Raw genomic sequence first — 23,627 nt, 5'->3', positions numbered from 1 at the left:
GATTCCCCTTTCTTTATTTTTGCAATGCTTCAGAGACGATGTCCATAATGTTTCGAACAACTTCTTCAATGGATAAAGAAGTTGTATCTAATTCAAACGCATCTTCAGCTTTTTTCAGCGGAGATACTTCACGTTCTGAGTCTAGTTTATCACGCTGAGCAATTTCTTTTTTCAATTGTTCTAAATTAGAGGCAAAACCTTTCTTCACATTCTCTAAATGTCTTCGTTCCGCTCTTTCTTCAACAGAAGCGAGCATAAAGATTTTCACCTCAGCATCAGGAAGTACATGCGTCCCAATGTCACGTCCATCCATTACAACGCCACCTTGTGCAGCTAACTCCTGTTGACGGCGTACCATCTCTTCTCTAACAAGACGATGCTTTGCTACAATTGATACACGATTTGTTACATCTGGTGTACGAATCACTTCAGAGACATCTTGTCCATTTAAAAAGACTTGTTGTGTATCTTTTCCTTGTTGAAATTCAATACGTATGCTTTGCAAAACTTCCATTAATTTTTCTTCATTTTCAATATCAATATTTTTCTCAAGAGCAGCATATGTAAGTGTACGATACATTGCACCTGTATCAATATAAACATAAGAAAGTTGTTTTGCTACAACTTTTGCAACTGTACTTTTCCCAGCTGCTGCTGGACCATCTATCGCAATTGAAATTCGTTTATCCATTTGTAACACCTCATTTTTCACTTATAAAACAAAATGAAAAGCAGGTATGTCCCCCCCTGCTTCCCTCTGCCAGTTTCGATCCTTTTCATCCTTAATTATTGTAGCATAATCCTCATAAGAAGAAAATGAAAACTACTTATTCACTTCTAAAATGTCTGTCTTCGTTTTAAGCATGACTCCTTCATAATAAACGATTTTCGATAAATATGTAATGGAAGATCCCTGCATAAGTAGCAACTGTATCAGACATATACAAATGAACTGGACAATCAATATATGTATGATAAACTTCTCCACTTTTTTCAACAAATTCGCTCCTCTTTATCATTTTATTTTTCCGTACTTCCTTATCTCTCTATCTTTACTACATAGAAAATTACGAACCAATCTCATTTTATTCTCATTTTCCCTCTAAACTTTTATACATTTTCATTGTCGAAATTGCTAAAATCATGATATGTTCTAAATGTATTTTCAACCGAAAGGGGTATAGGCATTGAAGAAGATCCTAGTTTTACACACAGGTGGAACAATTGCAATGGAGGAAGATAAAGAAACTGGGGTTGTGCAACCAGGAAAACAAAACCCTCTTTTGAAATTTATACCTGATTTAGAAGATGATATTGATTTAATTGTTGAAGATGTATTCCATCTTCCCTCTCCTCATATGACACCGAGTGAGATGTTACAATTGCAAGTCATCATTGATGAAAGAGTCAAGCATGAAAATATTCATGGTGTAGTCATTACACATGGTACAGATACCTTAGAAGAAACGGCCTATTTTCTTGATTTAACAGTACAAGCAAATGCCCCAATCGTTGTAACAGGCGCAATGCGTTCTAGTAATGAATTAGGTGCTGATGGCTTATATAACTTCTTATCCGCAGTCAAAGTCGCAAGTAGTGACGAAGCGATTGGAAAAGGTGTTTTAGTTGTATTAAATGACGAAATTCACTGTGCTACAAATGTAACGAAAACGCATACGAGTAATGTTGCTACATTCCAAAGCCCTCAGTACGGACCAATCGGTATGGTAACAAAACGCGGCGTCGTATTCCATCATGCTTTAGTCCATCACGAGACCTATACAGTTAGACAAATTTCAAAAAATGTTGTTGTATTAAAAGCATATGCTGGAATGGATGATACATTATTAGCTGCAATCGAAACTTTACCAGTAGATGGAATCGTAATTGAAGCGCTCGGACAAGGTAACTTACCTCCAAGAACATTGCCTAGCTTACAACGTTTAATTCATAAAGGAATCCCGATTATTCTCGTTTCCCGTTGCTTCAACGGCATCGTTCAAGATGTGTATTCTTATGAAGGTGGCGGAAAACAATTAAAAGATATGGGTGTTGTATTCACATACGGTTTAAATGCACAAAAAGCTCGTATTAAATTGCTTGTTGCTTTAGAATGTGCTCATTCGCACGAAAAAATCCAAAAAATGTTTATGCATGACTAAAAAATAAGCTGTCGAAATTCGACAGCTTATTTTGACTCTCTTGATACAATTGCTTGTGCAATCGCTCCACCATGAAATCGTCCATTTTCAATAAAGATTTCATTTGCATTATTACCAGCTGCAATCACACCCGCAATAAAGATGTTATCCACATTTGTTTCCATCGTTTCTTCATTGTAAAGTGGGCGTCCCGTTTCACTATCAATCTCCACTCCCATTTTCGTCAAGAAGCTATGATCTGGATGGTATCCTGTCATTGCGAATACAAAATCATTTTGAATTGTAAAGGATTTCCCATCAATTGTATACGTCAACGTATGCTCAGTAATTCTCTCCACATGAGCATGAAAATGCATTTGAATCGTACCATTGCGTACGAGCGCTTCAAATTCTGGCAAAATCCACGGTTTAACGCTCGGTGAATATTCCCCACCACGATACAATACTGTTACACGCGCTCCAGCTTTTACAAGTTCTAGCGCAGCGTCTACGCTGGAATTCTTTCCACCTATTACAACTACATCTCGATCAAAATAAGGATGCGCCTCTTTAAAATAATGAGATACTTTGTCAAGTTCTTCACCTGGAACGTTCATATAATTTGGATTATCATAATAACCTGTGGCAACAATCACATACTTTGCTTTATATGTTTCTTTATTTCCATCTCGTTTTTTCGTATGAACAACAAAGAACTCTCCATCTTTTTGTACTTGTTCTACACGCTCAAATGCATGTACACGCACATCTTTTCGTTTTACTACTTCACGATAATAGGCAAGCGCCTGATTACGCACTGGTTTCCGATTTTCTGTAATAAAAGCTACATCACCAATTTCTAATTTTTCACTAGATGAAAAGAATGTTTGATGAGTTGGATAATGATAAATTGCATTTACGATATTCCCTTTTTCAATTACTAACGCGTTGATTCCAGCTTCTTGCAAAGAAATTGCCGCTGCCAACCCACATGGTCCGCCCCCGATAATAATCGCTGCTTCTTTTTGCATACTCGGTTCACTCCTAGTCTTCTACCTCAAACTCTATTTATAAAACAAGAAAAAACCTACTTTCAGCAGTAGGTACCTATCTTTATTGTATTCTTTTTTCATATATTTGTCATCTAAACGAGACATACATTCGATAGACATCTGCTAAAAATTGTTGAAATCGAATCCCTTGTTGTCCCAGTACATTTTCAGGATCAATTTTCCGAGTTGGATCCAGCATCTTATGAGATACAATATCTGTTTTCGGATTCAAGCCAAAATAGTGGCATAAATATGCATGGTACCAAGTAAAACGTGTATACGCATCCCAAAAATTCACATTTCCTCCATAGCAAAGTTCAACTCCGATCGCTGCTTTATTTGCATCATAACCATATCGTTCATTATCTGCAGGAACATTGTATCTTACATGATAAGCTACTTCATCAATTGGAATAATTTCTAATATCGTTTTATCATCTATAAATGTATGTGCCGAAGCTTTCGGCTGTATTTCATGAAAATAATCTCTATTACCTATCGCATTACTACCAGGATTCCCTGTATCATGACTCACAATAAATCTTACTTTTGAAAGCCGGATTCCTGGTCTCGAACTTCCATAGCCAATATAATTTCGCTCTATAGGGAACATAGCCATTTTAATCAACTCCGCTCTAAAAAATTACCACTCTTTTATATATGTATTCAAACGCTATGTCCATATGGCATCTTTCTTATTTAAAGAATAAATCAAAAATGTTAGAAGTAACTGCCATAAATAATATAATACTTACAGCGATTCCATAAAAGCCGTAAAACCAAATACGATCTTCTTTCGTATGTAAACCAAAAAATGTATGTACTGATTTTAATAACGATCCACGCTTACTATGTTTATTTCGTAAAACTTCCACTCGCTCCATAACGTCCGCTGGCATCATAAATCTTTGTTCTGCTGTCATTTTCATTTCTCTCATCTCTCCTTATTTTATATCCGCTTTGTTTATCTACAAAAAGTATAGCACAAGCGTTCGTATAGAACAAGCGTTCTTTTTATCTTTTTCTTTCAAAAGACCCTATCATCATCTAACATACAATGATGATAGATTGCTCCAAAAGTAAAGGATAGTAGCCCTTTCTCACTTCTGAATCAGCCATATTCACTTCATTATGCACCTAAAAAAGCGTGGTTTCCTCGAAAGGAAACCACGCTTTCCAAATACTCTATTCTATTATACCCAACCTCTAAAGCGACTAGCTTCTGCCATTTTACGCACACCAACCATATAAGCTGCTAAACGCATATTCACTTTACGAACTTGAGATGTTTCATAAATAGACTCAAATGATTTTACCATTACTTTTTCTAAACGCTGTTCAACTTCTTCTTCTGACCAATAATAACCTTGGTTATTTTGTACCCACTCAAAGTAAGATACTGTGACTCCACCAGCGCTTGCGAGTACGTCTGGAACAAGAAGAATGCCGCGGTCTGTTAAAATTTTTGTTGCCTCTAATGTAGTTGGGCCATTTGCTGCTTCTACTACAATTTTCGCTTTAATATCAGCTGCATTTTTTTCTGTTATTTGATTTTCAATTGCAGCTGGAACTAAAATATCACATTCCAGTTCTAACAATTCTTTATTTGTAATTGTATTGTTAAATAATTTTGTTACGGTACCAAAGCTATCACGACGATCTAATAAATAATCAATGTCCAATCCATTTGGATCGTGCAGCGCACCATAAGCATCTGAAATGGCAATTACTTTCGCACCAGCATCATGCATAAACTTAGCTAAGAAACTACCAGCGTTACCAAATCCTTGAACAACAACACGTGCTCCCTTAATATCAATACCGCGTTTTTTCGCAGCTTCACGAATACAAATCGTTACACCTTTTGCAGTCGCTGTTTCACGTCCGTGGGAACCACCTAACACAATCGGTTTACCAGTAATGAATCCTGGTGAATTAAATTCATCAATACGGCTATATTCATCCATCATCCATGCCATAATTTGTGAGTTTGTAAATACGTCTGGAGCAGGAATGTCTTTTGTTGGGCCAACAATTTGGCTAATTGCTCGTACATATCCACGACTTAATCTTTCTAATTCACGGAAAGACATCTCACGCGGATCACAAATGATTCCGCCTTTCCCTCCACCATATGGTAAATCAACGATACCACATTTTAAACTCATCCAGATTGAAAGTGCTTTCACTTCATTTTCTGTTACATTTGGATGGAAGCGGATTCCACCTTTCGTTGGACCAACAGCGTCATTGTGCTGCGCACGATACCCTGTAAATATTTTAACAGTCCCATCATCCATACGAACTGGAATTTTTACTGTCATCATACGAATCGGTTCTTTCAGTAATTCATATACTTCGTTTGGATAACCCAATTTTTCTAATGCTTCATTAATAACAATTTGTGTTGAATTCAACAATTCAAAATGTTGTTCCCTTTGTTGTGTTTGTGTTTGAGTTCCCTTTTCGGCTACCATAGTAAGTAAACCCCCTGTAATTTCACTTGTTTAGTAAACCTTCATTGCCTAGTATACACCGTTAAATTTTGAATGCAATAGAAAACGCTAACAAATATATGCAAACAATTTTTTATTGCAAGCGTTTTCACTATTATTATAGTCCTTTTATTGCTTTTAGAAAAGTAAAATACTTAAATATTTAAATGTTTTTTATATCTCCCTATTCAATAATCAAAATATAGTCATAACAAAAACCTCAAGCTATTGCTAATTAGCTGAGGTTTCCTTTTAAAATAAAATAATGATGTATTTGTTGAATCGCCTGAGAATCCATTAATGATTTACCATACTCCATAATCCGGTAAATCGTTACTGTTGCAGGATTACCATACTCCGCTAAAATCGCGATAAAATCCGCTTTTAAAAGCTGTGTTTCTTCCTCCATCCAGAGATAAAAGCGTCCATCCCATGTGTATAACTTTCCGCCGGTAACCCCTAGGTTATATAAGCGTTCTGATAAATTGATCACATCCTCTAATGTAGCAAATTCATATAATATATGTTCACTCTCATCTAGAGTTACTTGCATCTCAATAAACTCATCACGAAAATCATCTTCTATCTCCGTATCATGATTTTCTTTTGTTACAATTACAACCATCCCTTGCGCTTGTAAAGAAAATACTTCCACAGCAACTGGGCCATTTGCTTCAAAGCCAAGTTCTTTATTCGCTTCTTGCATCATATCACGGAATAGTTGCTGTACTTTCGGTGCGTTTCTCCATAAATCTTCCTTGGTCAATCCGCGTTCTGATAAATCATCAAACGTTAGGAAAATTTTTATTTTATTATAATTCAAGCGTTCCAACCTCATCTTACAACCTCCTTACGTAAAACCATCGATTCTAATTTTTATTATATGAAATGGGAAATGGATGGTTCTTTTCGAACAACTATTCTGACATTTTTAACCATTCATCCCACTCTTCTTTTGTATTTCCTATCAATACATACTCGCTCTCAAACGATTGGTCTGTTGAAATATGTGAGATGGCTGATCCAATAAGACCCACATTAAGCTTTTCATGCTGATTTTGCAAGCTATGAGCTACATGCATTGTATCTTGCACATTTTTCATTTGTAAACAAGATATCACTACATAATCCGGTTCCAGTTGTGCAATCGTTTCATTGATTTCATCTTCTCTCAAGCCTGTCCCAATATATATAGTTTGGTAACCTTTCAATCGTAAATAAATTGTTAAAATAAACAGCTGTAATGTCTGGACTTCTCCCGGTCCACAAAACGCAAAAACACTTTGTAAAGCTGAGGACTTCGGCACATGCGCGTTATGATAAATCATGCCGATACGCGAGCCTAAAAACGATTCTACATATTGCATTTGTACCATTGTAACTTGATTTGTTCCTTCTAATTTCTCCAACTGTTTTGTAATTTCGAGAAATATGTGTGTAATCACTTTTTCAGTTGGGTATATACTAAATGCCTCATTTACAAATGAAGAAGCTTTTACTTCATCAAATTTTAGCAAAGAATGTAGGATATCGTCTACTAAAAGCATTTCTTTATTATATGCCACTTCTATTTCATTGTGATTTTGCAACCGATTTCTCTCTAATATTTGCACAGCTTGTCCAATTGTAATCCCTTTATTTACCTTGTCTATTAACCATTTTAAGATTTGTATATGTTCCTCTGTATATAATCGATGCCCCGCATCATTTCGTTTTGGGGCAACAATATGGTAGCGTCTTTCCCACGCTCTAAGTGTACTCGGTTGAATCCCAAGCATCTTTGAAACTGCTTTTATATTATATTTTCCTTTTAAAGTCGGCATCATTTCCCCACCTTAAAAATCTCCTATTCTTTTTGTTTTAAAGTAATGATATGTGTTTGAGCAGGTGCCCGGAAACGAAGCGGGACAAGCGTCGTTCCATACCCATTACTAACAAAAAGTGTCATATTCGAATAATGATATACGCCACCCTTTAAATATTTTTTAAAATGAAATAAACGAATTTGTCCTCCATGAGTATGTCCACTTAGTATAAGAGAAATTCCTTCTTCCCCAGACATTTTGTGTATAATAGCAGGATTGTGACTAATCAAAATTCGAAAACCGTCTTCTTGACAATCAGCTAATGCTAAATCTAAACGATCGCGCTCTAGCCCTACATCATCTACACCGAGCAAACAAAGCTTCTCTCCAGCATTTGATTCAAATATAACTCTTGTATTATCTAAAACTTTCACACCATGTTCTAACAATAGAGCATCTAGTTCATGGTATTCAATTTCATAATCATTATTTCCCCAAACAAAATATACAGGGCCTACTTCCCTTAACTGCTTAATATTGAAAGCGATTTGCGCTAAAGATACACCCTTTTCTGCCAAATCGCCACCAATAATTACAAGATCTACTTGTCCCTTCACCCTTTCGATTAATGTGCGGGACACACCCCTCCTATGAATATCAGAAATGAAGAAAATTCTTACCTTTTGAAAGCTTTTCGGAAAGTCTTTGAAGGTTAAAGTATGTTCTAATACTGTATCACGCATCGCTTCCCTATACATGATAAAGAAAAAAATAAACCCGAGACATATAGAGACACTACCTAACATGATCCATAGCATATATTCGTCTCAACTTCTCCCTTAATAGAATATAATTCTTCTATTCACTTCATTTTGTCTAAGCAAAATACATGATGTACATTTCTCTTATTCATTCTTCTTCTCATGATTCGTAATAGGTATTTTCAATTCTTGTCCTACTTCTAACTCACGATTTTGCAAATGATTATATTCTTTTATCTTTTCAGCTCCATTTTCTCCAGGAAAGTATTTCTCACCAATGCTCTCTAGAGTCTCCCCTTCTTTTACAATGTGAATTTCAGGTTTCTCTACTTTTTTCTGCTCCACTGATTTATTCGAGTCAAAAAAGATAACTTCAAATGCACCTCTATTGGTCTCATTCTCTCCTTTTGAACTTTGCACTTCAATGTATTTATCTGTATACCATAAAATACATATCGGTAACAAAATAAATAAGAATGTTAATACTCTAACAAAGAAATGATTAATTTTAAATTTCTTCTTTTTGTCTCTATGAACCTCGCTACGCGGCGGTAAACCTTCCTCTACCTGCTCTTGTTCCTGTTCTTCTTGTAATTCTTCCTCAAAATCAGGAATTTTCCTTCTCACGTTGGTCACCACCACCTTTCATTTATTTCCTCAATTGAAGCCCCATTATAAAATCAACAAGAAAGTGGGCAAAAATTGTTATAAGCAAATTCCCCGTCCATTGAAATACATATCCGAAAATAAAACTTATAATACAAACAAAAAAGAATAAAAATGGCTTCGTAATATACCGGATATGTAAAATTGCAAAGATAAAGCTCGCAATTATAAGTCCAAAATGCGTTTGCAAAACACCGCGGAATAAAAGTTCTTCAGCAAATCCGATAAAAAAAGTCACAACTAGTAACTGCACCACTGACATTCCTCGGAACATGCGATCATTAATACCACCATCATCAAACCATGACTCCGGCAAGATTTGCATTGCAAGATAATCTACTAGCACAATCCCACAGGCAATTCCGCCGCCTATTAAAAGAATAGAGAACGGTTCCCATTTCCACAAATTATAAAATTCTTCTTTGCCTGGAAATAATATATATGCTAGCAAACATCCAATACTTATTATAATCAGTTGTGTGATATAGAGGTTAAGTCGTATCTCTTTCGGACTCATGTCTTCAACGCTACGCCTTTGAATATTCATCATTCCTCCGTTCCCTCATACCAAAGAGCAATTGTAACTCTGTTCCCCAATTATAGTCGAAAACTGACTGTCTTGCTCGTCTTTTTTTATAATCTTCTTTCGTAATACCGCAGTAATCACAACAATTTTTTATCTTACCTTCCTTTTCATACCCGAACTGCTGTAATAATTGTTCTCGTTTACAACCATGAAATTGTAACCATGATTTCATCTTTTCTAACTGATTATATTTATTATAAAGGCGTTTCTCCACCTCTAATACTAATTTTTGTATCGTTTCATCTGACAAGCCTTCTAATATAAGCATATTTTGTTGTACGATTTCCATTTTTTCTAAATGATACTTAAGAAAACGCCAATGTTGTTCATGGAATCCTGCAGCATGATAACAAATGTCTGTTACATCTTCTATCGGTAATATTTTTGTTTGAAGCAACTTCTCTTGTAATAAAGCAAATAAAAATTGAATTTGCTTTTTATTAGGCAATTCATCTTCAATAATAGAAATAGGTAAATCATGATCGAGTGGACTGCATAATAAAATCGCAATACTTGCCTCTCCATCACGACCTGCTCTTCCTATTTCTTGCAAATAGGAAGCTATATTCGTAGGATAATGAAAATGAATAATATACCTTGTGTTCGGTTTGTTCACTCCCATTCCAAAAGCACTTGTGCAAATAACAAGCTGCAGTTGGTCGTTCATAAATTGCTGCTGAATTAACATTCTTTCTTCATGATCCATTCCACCATGATAAAAAGCGACATCTATTATTCCTTTACTCCTTAAATATTCCGTTAACCGCTCTGTCCAAGCTCTGCTGGAGCAATAAATAATTCCTGGCCCTTGCAAGTAAGAAACATGCGAAAGAAGCGCTTCTTTTTTTTCTTCTATCGTTTCTAAAAACTGTACTTCTATAGCAATATTGGGGCGATCAATTGAATACACGTGTTGAGAGACATTCTTCAAGCCTAAACTTGCTATAATATCTTGCAATACTTCCTTTGTAGCCGTCGCCGTTAATGCTAATACTGAGGGACGGCCAATGCGCATAATGACTTGATCCAATTTCTTATAATCTGTTCGAAAATCATATCCCCATTGCGAAATGCAATGAGCTTCATCTACAACAAACAAAGAAATAGGAATTTTTTTTAATTCTTTCATTAATAATTCAGATTGCAACATTTCAGGTGAAACGAAGACAAATTTATACCACGCTAACTGCTTAATCGCTTTTCTTTTCTCACTTAATGTACGAAAACTATTAAATGCAATGACACGATTTTTCACAACATATTTCAGTTGTGTAACTTGATCTTCCATTAAAGATAGAAGCGGCGATACGATCAGTACCGTTCCTTCTTGCATCAAACCCGGAAGTTGATAACACATAGACTTTCCTTGTCCTGTTGGAAGCATTGCTACGACATCTTTTCCTTGCAGTAAGTCTGTAATAACCTCTTTCTGTCCTTGGCGAAACTCCTTGTATCCAAACCATTTATTTAAATGCTCTTCAAGTTTCATTTGTTCCCTCCAGTTGTGCTAATACTAGGCGAATTTCAAAATAAGAAATCTCCTCTCCTACCGCTTGTTTTAATACACGTAGCTTCCTTGTCTGTAACGTTTCAACCACTTGTTTCACACGTTTTATCTTATTTTTTTCAATAAACATTTCAATTGAAAAAGCTTTTTCTCTTAATGCAATTTCGACAAAATGATCTTCTATTGTGGCAAGTTTTAAATTTCTAATCACTGCAATTTCTTCTAATGAGCGTCCTTGTTTCCATAATCTATATGTTTTTTTTGTTGATAAACTAAACAAATCTTCCCTTTCATTCGGATAAGATATAATTTTCGTTAATAAAGGAAACTCTTTCTCTCTTTTACAAACAACTTGAATCATATAATGAATCGTGCTCCAAAATAACAAATAAACTCGAAATACATCTTCATTTATTATTTCAGCAAGTTGTTGCAGCGTATAACCAATTCGTTCATACCCTGTTAAACGATATGTCAAAATCGTCGCTTCTATTTCATCCATATTCTTTAAAATATTGTACATTTCTTCCCATAGTCTTGTTGCTAATTCACTTCTTACATATGGTAACCCAATCAGAAATTCTTTTACCCACCGAGTTACTTCTGGATCTTGTTGAATAGGGATAAACTTTGTATTTTTCTGTTGTAAGTTCGATACTGTTTGAATCGTTAATGATAACCTTTTCCAAAAAGCTTCACCAAGATCCCCGTAATTCAATCCATCTAAGTGCTTTGGGAAAGCCATTGTCTTTTCCAAAGTCTCTAATTGTTTTTCACCACGATCCGTTAGGACATATGTATTTTCATGCTTAACCTCAATCCATTCCGAAGCTAAAATACGTTCGATTTCTTGCTCATAATTGGACCTTGTCAACGATTTATATACACCAAAAAGAAATGAAATACGGAATATATTTCCATCCTGTAACGTTTGGGAGGAACGTTTTCCCTTCAACAAATAATAAATGGAAGAAACGGTTCGTTCACCATTCAATTGTTTTAAACAATATAATATAGTGTATTGAAATTGCATTACCGCTTCCACCTCTCGATATATTTTCCTTCCTAGATACTTGACTCCAGACATGAATCAAAAGCGTTATGGATGAAACTTCCTATGCTCAAATTTTTTCAGAAGGAAACAATAGAAAAAGATTGAATAAATTATCAATAACATTTGTCTACCGCTAAACTTTTATCTTCTATTTCCTATTGTATCAAACCGCTTAGCATTTAGGCATTTTGAAAATCTTATGAAATAACTAAAAAATAAGTTGACACCCTAATTGATAAGCATTATCATTATAATTTTATGTTGAAAAGTTTGAAGAACCGTTTTACAATAGGATTATAATTTTTATAGCGAATGTTTCACATACATATTATCAGGAGGGAAAAAAGATGGCAAAATATACAATCGTTGATAAAGACACTTGTATCGCATGCGGAGCTTGCGGAGCTGCTGCACCAGACATTTATGACTATGATGATGAAGGTATTGCCTTTGTAACATTAGATGATAACCAAGGAATCGTTGAAGTGCCAGATGTGTTAATCGAAGATATGATGGATGCATTTGAAGGTTGTCCTACTGATTCCATTAAAGTTGCTGATGAAACATTTGATGGCGACGCTCTTAAATTCGAATAGTCCGTTTATTAACTTCAAAAAATCCCCCTCAATGGAAATGAGGGGGATTTTTTGTAATGCAGCTCAATTCAGCATGGGAAAAAAACATCCTCGCTGATGAAAGTTTTACTTGATCCACTAAGTTCTCCCATCTAGCTTCTCATCAATAGGTGGATACTAAAAAGTCATGAGCGGTATCTTCACCGCTCATGACTGAACAATTTTTATGCATTTTTCATTTTCGCAAATACCCATACTTTCAAACGTGAGAACAATGCTACAAATACAACTGTTACAGCGATTCCTTTTACTAAATTAAATGGCAATATCGCCGTTACAATCATTTGTCGCATAGCACCGCTCGACATAGCTGGTGAATTTAAAAACCACGTGTACGCCGGTAAAATGATGAAGTAATTTAACACACTCATGATAATCGCCATCATAATTGTTCCTAGCATCAAACCCGTTGTTAAACTTTTGATTGTACGGTGTTTTCGGAATAGGAACGCCGCTGGTACAATAAATAAACATCCCGCAATAAAGTTTGCGATTTCTCCAATCGGAACCCCAGTTAAACTCCCTTGAACTCCATAATACAGAACGTTTTTGATTCCTTCTACAACTACACCTGCAATCGGACTAAAAATAATCGCTGCAATTAATGCCGGTACGTCGCTAAAGTCAATTTTTAAAAAAGGTGGAAATCCTGGGAATGGAAAATCCAACATCATAAGTAGATACGCAATACTACTAAGCATTGCCACACTCACCATTTGTACTACACTGTTTTTTTGTTTCATCCTGCTCTCTCCTTTTCCATCGATCATCTCATGGAAAGTGGAAAGGTTCTGCTATGCCTGCTTTTCCGATCATAAAAAACCCTTTGTGTTTTACACAAAGGGAGAAATTTTAGGCACATCAAACAGACGTCCAAATACTAATCTTTTTTGAACGCTTGAACCTCCATCTTCTCCCATCCAGACTGTACTGTCGGCTTTGGAATCGCACCAAATCCTGCCTTAACGGCTCGCGGGCTTAGAACTCATATACTCATTCATTACCGCCGGTCGGGATTTTCACCCTGCCCCGAAGATAGACCGATATTCTATTTTCTCCTTCATTATACAACAACATGCTGCTGTTGTGAATAAAAAGATTGTAACTTATTAAAAATAAGTTATTTATTTTTTACCCATCTCTTCCTACCGCCTGTTACTTTACAATTTAAACCAATTATTTCATTCTTCTCCTTTTTCCGGCTCAATTCTCTAGCCATCCATACAGAAAAGTGATAAGATGTTGAAGTGTTAAGATAAGAGCATTTTCTTAATATGGAGGAAATGTCATGAAGAAAAAAGAGAAAAGACACTCAATTCGCGAAACGATGAAAAAAAACTTAAGAAAAGAATACTTTTATTTAAAAAAAGAATTGCTTTTCTATTGTCCAATTGATCTAGGCACATTTTCGACAGAAACATACTACGCTACCTTTGATAAAGAAGGGATCAGTATTTATCAATATGATAAAAGTGCGGAAAGTAAACTAAAGCTATGCGAGCGCCATGCATGGAGCAATTGGAGAAAAGTGAAAATCGATCATTACTTAACTACTTCACAATTCATTTTCCAAGGGAAACGAAATTGGATTCTTTCTCTGTTCCATAAAGGAAAAGATGCTCAAAAAATAATAGAAGAACACACCTCTCTACAAACAGAGGTTGTTTCTCGTTCTTTTTTAAAAAAACTACCAGGCTTTCGTTCGAATGTAACATTAAATCAATACATCGGCAGCATTTGTTATACCGCACTTATTGCATTTTTATTAAAATGGCTTATCCCATTTCAAGTACAAATTGCCCTGTATTCTTTTTCAATTGGTTGTATGCTTCTCGGTTTGTTATGCCTTACAATCGGTTTAATTGAACCGACAATTGTTTTATTTCGAACGAAAGAAAAAACAAGAGCAAAAGTCTTTTATTATTATAGCTATTTAGCTATTTCCGGATTTATATGTGTCTTTATTTTTTGGTAAAACAAGAGCTGGCTGAAGCTAGCTCTTGTTTTAATTAATATATAATCTTTGATTTGGATAAATTTGATCTTGCCGCAGTGCATTTTTCTCTTTTATTTTGTCTACCGTAGTCCCGAACTTATGCGCAATTTTAACGAGCGTATCCCCCTTTTGAACAACATATAAAGACGATGAAACGACTTGATCCCATTTTTCATCTAAAACAAGTAATGGATTCATTGCATTTCTTTTTTCAATTGTCCAATTTCCTTGATGAACCTCTAGGTGCAAGTGTGCTCCTCTCGATTCACCTGTATTTCCAACCTCACCGATGACTTCACCGTTTCGAACGCGATCCCCTTGCATAACATATCGTTTATTTAAATGAGCATAAACAGCTTCATATTTCCCATGTTTTACAAATATAACATGTCCATAGCTATTGGAAAAATACGATTTTGTTACGATGCCATTTCGAATCGCTACAACAGGAGTTCCAACTTGAGCGGCAATATCAATCCCATAATGTTTTCCATGTCTAGTCCCAAAGTAGTCACTAATTTTACCATCGACAGGCCATGTCCACTGATTTTCATCAGCATAAACATATAATTGGGAGCAAAAGAATAACCCAATTATCATGATACCAATTTTAAAAACTTTCATATGTATCCTCCGCTTTCTATTAACCGTTATCCTTTCTCTATTGTGGTATAATACGGAAAAAAGTATACAAAAAAAGAAAGTGATTCAGTCCACTTCCTTTTCCCCTTTATTACGAAACACAATTGCACTTCGATTATATTCCACATCAGCAATTTGCAAACGCGCATTCACTACTCGTGCAACCGCAAATAAATAATCAGATAACCTGTTCATATAACGTAGAACAACTTCATTTATCTCTTCCTGCTTTCTTAATGATACAATCGCTCTTTCCGCTCTTCGCGTTACTGTTCGAGCAATATGAATCGCAGCAGCCGCTTTGCTTCCTCCAGGCAAAATAAAACGTTCTAACGGAGGAGCTTCCTTTATATATTGATCAATACGTTCTTCTAAATATTCCACCATCTCATCTGTCACTTTATAAGGTACTTTCTGCCCGACAATGGCCAAATCTCCTCCACAATCAAATAATTCATGTTGAATATTTTCACATTCCTGATAAATGTCTTGAAATTTCCCATCTTGTAAGAAAGTCATAGCATATCCAATATGAGAGTTCACTTCATCAATCGTACCGTATGCTTCCACACGCTGATGATCTTTATCCACTCGGCCGCCAACAACACTTGTTTGCCCTTTATCTCCCGTTTTCGTATACAGTCTCAGTTCAGCTCATCCTCTCTCTACAATAAAAAGTTCTACTATCCTTTATTCAATCGAGAAACAATCTTCTAAATGAATAAATAAAGTAGTAGAACTTTTATCCTTATTCCTTATATATAATACCCACGTTATATATTACAACGCATGATTTGGTAAGTATACAGAGAAGGTTGTTCCTTCTCCAACAACACTTGATATCGAGATTTTCCCATCATGACTTTGAACAATATTTTTCGCAATCGCAAGACCTAAACCAGTACCACCTGTTTTTCCTCTCGTCCTTGCTTTATCTGCTTTATAGAATCGATCAAATAAAAACGGAATATCTTCCTCAGGAATACCTGCACCCGTATCTTGCACTTCAAATACAATTCCAGCATCTTTCCTGTCAATAACAAGTTTCACATGCCCATCAGTACTTGTATGTCTAATTGCATTATCAATCAAATTCGTCAACACTTGCTCCAGGCGATCCGGATCAAAAGTATGTTCTGTAACCTCCGTGCGAAAATCAACGGTTAACTTGACCCCTTTATCCTGTGCAATCCCTTGGAATTTACGGCCGATTTTCTCAACAAACGGGTGAATATCCACTTCAGACATATGTAATTCCACATGTCCACTTTCCATTCGAGCCAAATCTAAAAGTTCATTTACAAGACGCCCTAAACGAACAGATTCATCGTAGATAATTTGTACAAATTCGTTTATTTCTTCTTTTGTTTGAACAACATCATCTAAGATTGCCTCACTATACCCTTGGAGCATCACCATCGGCGTGCGTAGTTCATGTGATACATTCGCGATAAAATCCTTTCGCATTTTTTCTAAGCGGCGCTCTTCTGTCATATCTCGAAGTACAGCTACTGCCCCGCGAATTTTCGTTTGATTATAAAGAGGCGTCATTAAAACAACATAATTTCCCTTTTGAAGGTTCATTTCAATCACTTGCTGTTGTTCACTCTCCGCAACAAAATGGAACTGTTCCACAAGCTCAGGCGGCAAGCTTCTGCTTAACTCCAGTTCTTTCTCTTCTTGCCATACTTGTAAGAAATGTTCCGCTGGCGGATTAATGACAACAACTTCACCTTCTTGATTTAGCGTAATTACACCATCAGCCATACTACTTAAAATGCTCGATAGCTGTTCTTTTTCTTGTTGCAGCGCATTCATATTAAACTTCAATTGCTTTCCCATTTGGTTTAACGCTGTAGCTAACTCTCCAATTTCATCTTGCGAAACCATCGGTACTTTCGCATCAAATTTACCGCGCGCTACTTCAAATGCTACTTCACGCATCTTACGGAGCGGCGCTGTAATTCGTGTTGATAAGAAGAAAGCAAAGAATGTCGTTAAAATAATCGCAATTCCGGCTGATAGAAAAATAAAATCCGTTGCCTTTTCCATACCTTTTATTGGAACTTGTAATGATTCATATACAAATACAGCACTATCCTTTGTTCCTTTCAACGGCTTACCGACAATCATAATATCATTTTCAGAACTTTGTTTCGTTTTCCCATCAGGAAATTGTCTAATTTTATTTTTATTTTCTTTTTGGTTTATAAAAACAGCTGCTAATTCTTTATCTGCTTTTAAATCGTCTATCGTAAGTGTTACCAACCCTTCTTGTTTCGGAGAAGCAGAGAATTCCTTACCATCTTTCACAATAATAATGCGGGAAAGTGGGTCACTAAACTTATATGCGATATTCTCAATCGTTTTTACATCCGCACCTTCTTCAACAAGCTCTGTGACACTTTGAGCTACTTTCGTCAGTCTAGTCTCACTCAAATCGACATAATACGTTCTAAAAAACTGGGAAAGTAAGATTGCTACAAAGCCAAGAACAAACGAAACAAGAAGTAATATGGTCATCCATAACTTACCTACTACACTCCGCCAAAGCATCAGTCGTTCACAACCTCAAACTTATAACCTACACCCCATACAGTTACAATCATCTTCGCTGCATTCGGTGATTTTTTACTGAGTTTCTCGCGTAAACGCTTCACATGTGTATCTACTGTACGTAAGTCCCCAAAGAATTCATATTGCCACACTTCTTTTAATAACTGTTCACGATCAAATACTTTATCTGGAGACTTCGCTAAAAACAGTAACAATTCATACTCTTTCGGTGTTAAATTTACTTCCTGTCCATCTGCTGTAATGCGATGAGCATCATTATCAATTGTTAGATGCGGGAATACAATGACATCTTTCGTTGTTGTATCTTGTGTAAAGAATGTTGTCGATACAGAACGGCGCAATACTGCTTTCACACGAAGAACAACTTCGCGCGGACTAAATGGCTTTACAATATAATCATCAGATCCAACTTCAAATCCTTGTACTCTATTTACTTCCTCACCTTTAGCTGTCAGCATAATAACTGGTGTTGCTTTTTTCTCACGAATCCCTTTACAAACTTCTATTCCATCTTTTCCAGGCATCATAATATCTAATAAAATTAAATCATAGTCATTTTGCAGTGCCTTTTCTAAAGCTGTGTCACCATTATCAGCTTCATCAATTACGTAGTTCTCTCTTTCTAAATACATTTTTAATAAACGACGAATTCGATCCTCATCATCTACAACTAAAATTCTTGGTTCGTTCTCCATTGCTACCCGCTGCGGGTTATATTTCAAAATTACCGCGGCGGTTCACACCTACCTTTCTCCAATATAATACTATGCTTATTCTCATTTCATAAGGGATCATGCTAAAATGATACATTCTTCACTTTAGATATTATACTTCACAAGAATAATAAAGTTTGTTCATTATTTTTCTAAAACTATGTATTTTTCTTGAACAAGCATTTCGGCCTCGACATTATTTTACAAAATTGACCTATACTTTGTCATGTTTTTCTCAAAAAAGAAAAACATTTGATAAAAATATAGTAGGAAAGTGACGCTCACTTTCCTACTATCTCCTATTTAAAAATTTTCTTATACGAAAGTTTCTCTTTTCCTTAATGAAAAGACACGTTATGCGTAAGAATGCAAGCCGGCAATAATTAAATTTACGGCAATAAAATTAAACATAATAATTGCGAAACCGATTACTGCGAGCCATGCAGACTTCTCACCATGCCATCCTTTCGATAAACGTAAATGTAGAACTGCTGCATAAAACAGCCATGTAATAAGTGCCCAAACCTCTTTTGGATCCCATCCCCAAAAACGCGTCCACGCAATTTGCGCCCAAATCATTGCAAAAATTAACGCACCTAGCGTAAAAACCGGAAAACCTATCGCAATCGAACGATACCCAATTTCATCAAGTAAATCGCTGTTAACATTTTTTAAGATCGGTTGAAGGGCTGCTGATATTCTTTTTCGTAATACAAGCCTTACTATAACATACAATCCTGTTCCAATAAGAAATGACCAAATCACCGTATTTAATTTTTTTGCATTTATTAGCGCTGGCATGTCTACGACTGGCTCAAACTTTCCATCTGTTATTAATTTCCCTTCATTCGGCCCAACTAAAGCAGGTAAATGATACTCCATTTCAGCCTTTTGTTCGTTCTTATCCACCCACTGAAACTTCGCTTCATATTTCATTGCAGAATAAGTGGTTGTTACCGCTATAAATCCAACAGCACAAACAAGTGTAAATACAACGATTTCTAGCCAAAATGTTCGCTTTGTACTCCTAGATTGATCTACATTTTTCAGTAAATACATAACACCTGTAATAAAGCTAATCGCTAAAATAGCTTGTCCAGCTGCCGCTGTTGTCACATGAATATGTAACCAATTACTTTTCAAAGATGGGATAAGCGGTGAAATTTCCCTCGGAAACATACTGGCATAGGCAATTAATAATAGCGCTACTGGTAAAGCAAATAACCCCACTATACTTATGCGATACATAAAGTACATAATAATAAACGCACCAACAAGCATCATGCCAAAAAATGTACCGAATTCAAAGAAGTTACTCACTGGCGCATGGCCAGAAGCAATCCACCTCGTTACAAAATATACTGTTTGTGAGGCAAACCCTAAAATTGTTATCGCTATCCCTATATTTGCCCACTTTCGGCCTTTTTCTTTAATTGCTCCTCCGAAAAAAAGCGTTGCGATTAAATATAAAATAAAAGCGATAAATAAGAAATTACTGCTTATTTGCACCATATATTCTCCCCACCTTAGCTAATTTTTTTATCATTTACTTTATCGTATGGTTGCGGAATAGATGTCCCTTCTAGTACTCTTTCAATATCTTTACGTAAACCAAACCAATTTTTATTCGTATGACCAGCAATCCACCATTCATCTTTTACGCGTTGGATCCAAATACGACGATGGTTCCAATACATACCTTGAATAACACCAACCATAAATATAAATCCTCCAACTCCAAGTATCCATAACGTTAAATCTTTTCGAACAACGAGTGCTGTTGCGTTTTGCATTTCTACTCCTGCAAATGCCAGTTTATATTTATTATTTCCTTCTGGTTCTATATTTTGTTGAATTCCAACGAAACTAATTTCTCCTTGGGGTGTTTTAGGTGTAAACATTTTAAACACAAACGCCGGATTATTTGGAAGCTTCGTTTTTGTATTCGGCTTACCACTCTCATCAAAATAAAAATCTGGGAAATAGCTTAGTAGTGTAAGAGAATATCCATTTCCTAAGTCATATGATTCCTTAGGATGGTTTAAATCGACTTTAACCGGTCCCCATTTTTGCTTTGTTTCTTTATTCTGCAAATGGAAGGACATACTCCGAAATTCACTTTCTTTATACGAATATTGATACAAGGCGAAATGATTAAATTTAAGCGGTTCATTTACGCGGATTTTCGCTTCTTTTACTTTTTCTAATTTTGGTTTTTGCCCTGCCACTTTTTTTCCGACCGCTTTATATAAAACAGCATTCGTTTGATAGTTTTTCGCAATCATTTTATCTCCGATTCGATCAATAGCGGTATCAAATTTCTTATCTTCATCATTTTCTTTATCATAAACTTCTTTTATAAATTTCTCATTTTTTAAGTAATACTCCCCGTTTGTTCCTGGGATTTCCTTCGTTTCTCCATCCCTTATCCAAACGGATTCATCTACATACATACTAGGAAGGACACGAAGCATTGCTCCGAATAAAAAAATGATAAGACCAACATGATTCACATATGGCCCCCAACGGGAAAAACGCCCTTTTTCTGCTAAAATGTTTTCACCGTCGACCCTTACATTATAATTTCTTTTTTTTAAATTCGTTTGAATCGTGTCCAATTCCCCTTCTTTCGGCGAACCCGTTCCATATAATCGCTGTCTTTTTAAAAAGCTCGGATGCCTTTTTATCCCTTGTTTCTTTAAAGCTTTATAAAGTGGAATCACTCGGTCTAAACTACATATCACAAGTGAAACTCCAATTGATGCAATTAAAATGATGTACCACCATGAACTATATAAATGATTAAAACCTAATTGATAATATAATTCCCCTAAAAAACCATACTCTTGTTCATAATATTCACTCGGTGTTACACCTGGAGGAATATACATTTCTTGCGGAAATATTGTTCCTATAGCAGATGCTAATAGCGTAATCACAATAAGCCATACTCCGACTTTAACAGAAGAAAAGAAACTCCAAATTTTATCAACAATCGTTTTCGTTTGTGTAAGAGAGCGCCTTGCACTTCCCTCGTAACGCATATCTAATAACTTGGCACTTTCATTGTTTTCAAAAGGCTTGCCACAAGATTCACAAAAAATAGTTCCGATCGGATTCACATGTCCACATTCACATTTTATCTGTTCCAACACTTTCACCGCCTCTTGTTTCTATCACCATTGTATAATCTGAAGTGAATTTCACGCAATACTCAGAATTTTTAGCTCAGGTACTATACTTATAGTACCTCTCTAAATATGTAAAGGCTTGCCCAATTATGGAGTAATCTTCTTTAAATATTCTTCCATTTGTTCTTTTGTTTGTGTCCCCGTAATCATTTGGATGACCTTTCCTTCTTTATCAATTAAAAACGTAGTTGGTAGTGGACCGACTCCATATGTATTAATAATTTCTGATCCTTTATCAATTGCAACAGGGAACTTTAATCCATATTGATTCACAAAATTTTTCACCGCGATTTCTGTTTCATCCGCATCTAACGCAATGATTTCTACACCTTTTTCTTTATACTTCGGATATAGCTCATTCATATATGGCATCTCTTTTTCACAAGGCTTACACCATGTTCCCCAAAAGTTTAAAAATATTCCTTTTCCTTTTAAGTCTTTTCGTTCTATTTTCTTTCCGTCTAAAGTTGTCACAACGAAATTAGGTGCAACCTTTCCAACTTGCATTTTTTCTTTATCTGCAAAAAAGCTTTGATATAATGTAAAACCAACTGCTGCGCTTAAAATCAATAAGATCAGAACGCGAAATAGTAAACGGTTCTTTTTCATCTCCCCACTCCTCTCTCTAGTTCGTGTCTATATAGGTACAAAATCGCATAAAGTGAACCGTTAATCAGTGGGGATTTCTTTCATCCCTCACGAATCGGGTTGTTACGGACAGTAAGGCTCCCACCTATTTTCACAAAATGTTTAGATGGAAATCTTAGCGACCATACATCTGTTTGACTGTTACGCTTATGTCATATAATTGCTCACAAAATGGTCTCATGTAACGAATCACCAGTGGAACAATCCACTGGTGATTCGTTATCTTGGCTTTGTAGATGCCAATGCACGCAATTGTTTCACTTCATGCGGCGTCAATTCTCGTGCATCACCAGGGCGCAAACTGCCTGCTTCTAAGAAAGCGTATCGTTCACGCTTTAACTTCATTACTTTACAGCCAATTGCCTCAAACATACGGCGTACTTGACGATTGCGTCCTTCATGAATTGTCAATTGTACAATTGCCATTTCTTTACGCTTATCCCAAGAAATAATTTTCACACGTGCCGGTGATGTTTTTCCATCTTCTAATATAACGCCTTTTTCCAACATGCGAATCTTCTCGCCTGTCAGCGGACCTTTTACCTTTGCAACATATGTTTTTTCCACCTTGTACTTTGGATGCATTAATATATTTGCAAAGTCACCATCATTTGTCATCAATAACACACCGGACGTATCATAGTCTAAACGTCCAATTGGAAATAGACGCTGCGGGATATCTTGGAAAAAGTCTGTAACAACCTTTCGTCCTTTATCATCTGATACACTCGAAATAACTCCTGTTGGTTTATATAATAAGAAATAAACAGGCTCTTCTTTCTCAAGAGGAATATTATTTACTTCTACTTTATCTTGAGGAGTTACCTTTGTACCTAACTCGGTCACAATTTTCCCGTTAACTTTCACTTTTCCTTGTTGAATAAGCTCCTCAGCCTTCCTTCTTGATGCAATACCTGCTTGTGCAATCACTTTTTGTAGTCGTTCCATTTCCTTTTTTCACCTCAAATTTATCTTACCTTCATTAGAAACACTTGGCAACCGCCCAAGTCTTGTAGCGATTTACTCTAGCTTTCTCCAAACAACATAGGTATAGTGTAAACTTCAAAGGGTCAACAGCAAATTCAACCCTTTATTATTATTGATGTTCTACTAGTTGTTTACAACAAAAGTTCATTATTTTGTCAAATTTACCGCATA

At 35.8% G+C, this 23,627-nt stretch carries 25 protein-coding genes and 1 riboswitch; of the genes, 3 read left to right on the top strand and 22 right to left on the bottom strand.

The features are described from left to right. Nucleotides 1–13: 13 nt before the first annotated feature. Both cmk and MR058_RS03390 read right to left on the bottom strand, forming a co-directional pair. Nucleotides 14–691, bottom strand: a complete 678-nt coding sequence (gene cmk / locus MR058_RS03395) for a (d)CMP kinase (protein WP_242142641.1) — start codon at nucleotides 689–691, stop codon at nucleotides 14–16. A gap of 132 nt (nucleotides 692–823) precedes the next feature. Further along, nucleotides 824–997 (bottom strand): DUF5359 family protein, encoded by a 174-nt coding sequence (locus tag MR058_RS03390; protein ID WP_242142640.1) that lies wholly within the window; start codon nucleotides 995–997, stop codon nucleotides 824–826. A gap of 190 nt (nucleotides 998–1,187) precedes the next feature. Here MR058_RS03390 and MR058_RS03385 point away from each other — a divergent pair, with 190 nt between their 5' ends. Then, a complete protein-coding gene (locus tag MR058_RS03385) occupies nucleotides 1,188–2,162 on the top strand; it encodes an asparaginase (RefSeq protein WP_277926419.1) in 975 nt (324 codons plus the stop codon). Between the two features lie 26 nt (nucleotides 2,163–2,188). On the opposite strand, the gene MR058_RS03380 is transcribed toward MR058_RS03385, so the two are convergent. The 11 genes from MR058_RS03380 to MR058_RS03330 all read right to left on the bottom strand — a co-directional run bounded on the left by MR058_RS03380 (nucleotide 2,189) and on the right by MR058_RS03330 (nucleotide 12,046). Further along, nucleotides 2,189–3,172 carry a YpdA family putative bacillithiol disulfide reductase gene (locus MR058_RS03380; RefSeq protein ID WP_242142639.1) on the bottom strand — a complete coding sequence of 328 codons (984 nt, stop codon included), beginning with the start codon at nucleotides 3,170–3,172 and terminating at the stop codon, nucleotides 2,189–2,191. Between the two features lie 109 nt (nucleotides 3,173–3,281). After that, nucleotides 3,282–3,812, bottom strand: a complete 531-nt coding sequence (locus MR058_RS03375) for a peptidoglycan recognition protein family protein (protein ID WP_242142638.1) — start codon at nucleotides 3,810–3,812, stop codon at nucleotides 3,282–3,284. Nucleotides 3,813–3,888: 76 nt separating this feature from the next. Next, nucleotides 3,889–4,122, bottom strand: a complete 234-nt coding sequence (locus MR058_RS03370) for a DUF3961 domain-containing protein (protein WP_242142637.1) — start codon at nucleotides 4,120–4,122, stop codon at nucleotides 3,889–3,891. Nucleotides 4,123–4,386: 264 nt separating this feature from the next. Further along, nucleotides 4,387–5,670 (bottom strand): Glu/Leu/Phe/Val family dehydrogenase, encoded by a 1,284-nt coding sequence (gene gudB, locus MR058_RS03365; protein ID WP_242142636.1) that lies wholly within the window; start codon nucleotides 5,668–5,670, stop codon nucleotides 4,387–4,389. 253 nt (nucleotides 5,671–5,923) lie between these two features. Continuing rightward, nucleotides 5,924–6,526, bottom strand: a complete 603-nt coding sequence (locus MR058_RS03360; RefSeq protein ID WP_242142635.1) for a genetic competence negative regulator — start codon at nucleotides 6,524–6,526, stop codon at nucleotides 5,924–5,926. 79 nt (nucleotides 6,527–6,605) lie between these two features. After that, complete coding sequence (locus tag MR058_RS03355) at nucleotides 6,606–7,511, bottom strand: MerR family transcriptional regulator (protein ID WP_242142634.1); 906 nt, start codon at nucleotides 7,509–7,511, stop codon at nucleotides 6,606–6,608. 23 nt (nucleotides 7,512–7,534) lie between these two features. After that, nucleotides 7,535–8,311, bottom strand: coding sequence for a metallophosphoesterase (locus MR058_RS03350; RefSeq protein WP_242142633.1), 777 nt, complete (start codon nucleotides 8,309–8,311; stop codon nucleotides 7,535–7,537). An 87-nt stretch (nucleotides 8,312–8,398) separates the two neighbouring features. Beyond that, complete coding sequence (locus MR058_RS03345; protein WP_242142632.1) at nucleotides 8,399–8,881, bottom strand: LysM peptidoglycan-binding domain-containing protein; 483 nt, start codon at nucleotides 8,879–8,881, stop codon at nucleotides 8,399–8,401. Nucleotides 8,882–8,903: 22 nt separating this feature from the next. Continuing rightward, on the bottom strand, nucleotides 8,904–9,467 hold the full coding sequence (locus tag MR058_RS03340; RefSeq protein WP_242142631.1) for a CPBP family intramembrane glutamic endopeptidase: 564 nt from the start codon (nucleotides 9,465–9,467) through the stop codon (nucleotides 8,904–8,906). Further along, on the bottom strand, nucleotides 9,448–10,995 hold the full coding sequence (locus MR058_RS03335) for a RecQ family ATP-dependent DNA helicase (protein WP_242142630.1): 1,548 nt from the start codon (nucleotides 10,993–10,995) through the stop codon (nucleotides 9,448–9,450). The genes MR058_RS03340 and MR058_RS03335 overlap by 20 nt, the downstream gene beginning before the upstream one ends. Beyond that, nucleotides 10,985–12,046, bottom strand: a complete 1,062-nt coding sequence (locus MR058_RS03330; protein ID WP_242142629.1) for a YpbB family protein — start codon at nucleotides 12,044–12,046, stop codon at nucleotides 10,985–10,987. The genes MR058_RS03335 and MR058_RS03330 overlap by 11 nt, the downstream gene beginning before the upstream one ends. A 368-nt stretch (nucleotides 12,047–12,414) precedes the next feature. Here MR058_RS03330 and MR058_RS03325 point away from each other — a divergent pair, with 368 nt between their 5' ends. Continuing rightward, on the top strand, nucleotides 12,415–12,663 hold the full coding sequence (locus tag MR058_RS03325) for a ferredoxin (protein WP_011984281.1): 249 nt from the start codon (nucleotides 12,415–12,417) through the stop codon (nucleotides 12,661–12,663). A gap of 203 nt (nucleotides 12,664–12,866) precedes the next feature. Here MR058_RS03325 and MR058_RS03320 read toward each other — a convergent pair whose 3' ends face one another. Continuing rightward, nucleotides 12,867–13,445, bottom strand: coding sequence for an ECF transporter S component (locus MR058_RS03320; RefSeq protein WP_242142628.1), 579 nt, complete (start codon nucleotides 13,443–13,445; stop codon nucleotides 12,867–12,869). A 161-nt stretch (nucleotides 13,446–13,606) separates the two neighbouring features. Then, nucleotides 13,607–13,743: riboswitch (FMN riboswitch) on the bottom strand. A 247-nt stretch (nucleotides 13,744–13,990) separates the two neighbouring features. On the opposite strand from MR058_RS03320, the gene MR058_RS03315 reads away from it, so the two are divergent. After that, the gene (locus MR058_RS03315; RefSeq protein ID WP_242142627.1) at nucleotides 13,991–14,677 is read left to right on the top strand and encodes a hypothetical protein; all 687 of its coding nucleotides are present in this window, start codon (nucleotides 13,991–13,993) and stop codon (nucleotides 14,675–14,677) included. Between the two features lie 30 nt (nucleotides 14,678–14,707). Here the strand turns inward: MR058_RS03315 and MR058_RS03310 are convergent, their stop codons facing one another. From MR058_RS03310 to rluB, 8 genes are all read right to left on the bottom strand, one after another. After that, nucleotides 14,708–15,322, bottom strand: a complete 615-nt coding sequence (locus tag MR058_RS03310; RefSeq protein WP_242142626.1) for a peptidoglycan DD-metalloendopeptidase family protein — start codon at nucleotides 15,320–15,322, stop codon at nucleotides 14,708–14,710. An 84-nt stretch (nucleotides 15,323–15,406) separates the two neighbouring features. Continuing rightward, entirely contained in the window at nucleotides 15,407–15,988 is a 582-nt protein-coding gene (locus MR058_RS03305) for a cob(I)yrinic acid a,c-diamide adenosyltransferase (protein ID WP_242142827.1), read from the bottom strand. A gap of 132 nt (nucleotides 15,989–16,120) precedes the next feature. Beyond that, nucleotides 16,121–17,896: an ATP-binding protein gene (locus MR058_RS03300; protein WP_242142625.1), complete on the bottom strand. Its 1,776-nt coding sequence runs from the start codon at nucleotides 17,894–17,896 to the stop codon at nucleotides 16,121–16,123. Next, nucleotides 17,896–18,612, bottom strand: coding sequence for a response regulator transcription factor (locus MR058_RS03295; protein WP_011984275.1), 717 nt, complete (start codon nucleotides 18,610–18,612; stop codon nucleotides 17,896–17,898). Before MR058_RS03295 ends, MR058_RS03300 begins: the two co-directional genes overlap by 1 nt. A gap of 372 nt (nucleotides 18,613–18,984) precedes the next feature. Then, nucleotides 18,985–20,142 (bottom strand): c-type cytochrome biogenesis protein CcsB, encoded by a 1,158-nt coding sequence (gene ccsB, locus MR058_RS03290; RefSeq protein ID WP_242142624.1) that lies wholly within the window; start codon nucleotides 20,140–20,142, stop codon nucleotides 18,985–18,987. Nucleotides 20,143–20,156: 14 nt separating this feature from the next. Then, the gene (gene resB / locus MR058_RS03285; protein ID WP_242142623.1) at nucleotides 20,157–21,785 is read right to left on the bottom strand and encodes a cytochrome c biogenesis protein ResB; all 1,629 of its coding nucleotides are present in this window, start codon (nucleotides 21,783–21,785) and stop codon (nucleotides 20,157–20,159) included. 123 nt (nucleotides 21,786–21,908) lie between these two features. Next, on the bottom strand, nucleotides 21,909–22,430 hold the full coding sequence (gene resA, locus MR058_RS03280) for a thiol-disulfide oxidoreductase ResA (RefSeq protein ID WP_242142622.1): 522 nt from the start codon (nucleotides 22,428–22,430) through the stop codon (nucleotides 21,909–21,911). Between the two features lie 258 nt (nucleotides 22,431–22,688). Beyond that, the gene (gene rluB / locus MR058_RS03275) at nucleotides 22,689–23,417 is read right to left on the bottom strand and encodes a 23S rRNA pseudouridine(2605) synthase RluB (RefSeq protein ID WP_242142621.1); all 729 of its coding nucleotides are present in this window, start codon (nucleotides 23,415–23,417) and stop codon (nucleotides 22,689–22,691) included. Nucleotides 23,418–23,627: the final 210 nt, after the last annotated feature.

Origin of the sequence: Bacillus cereus group sp. BfR-BA-01430 (assembly GCF_022663115.1) — a bacterium.
Classification (GTDB): Bacteria; Bacillota; Bacilli; order Bacillales; family Bacillaceae_G; genus Bacillus_A; species Bacillus_A cereus_BD.
This window is presented reverse-complemented; position numbering and strand designations above follow the sequence as displayed.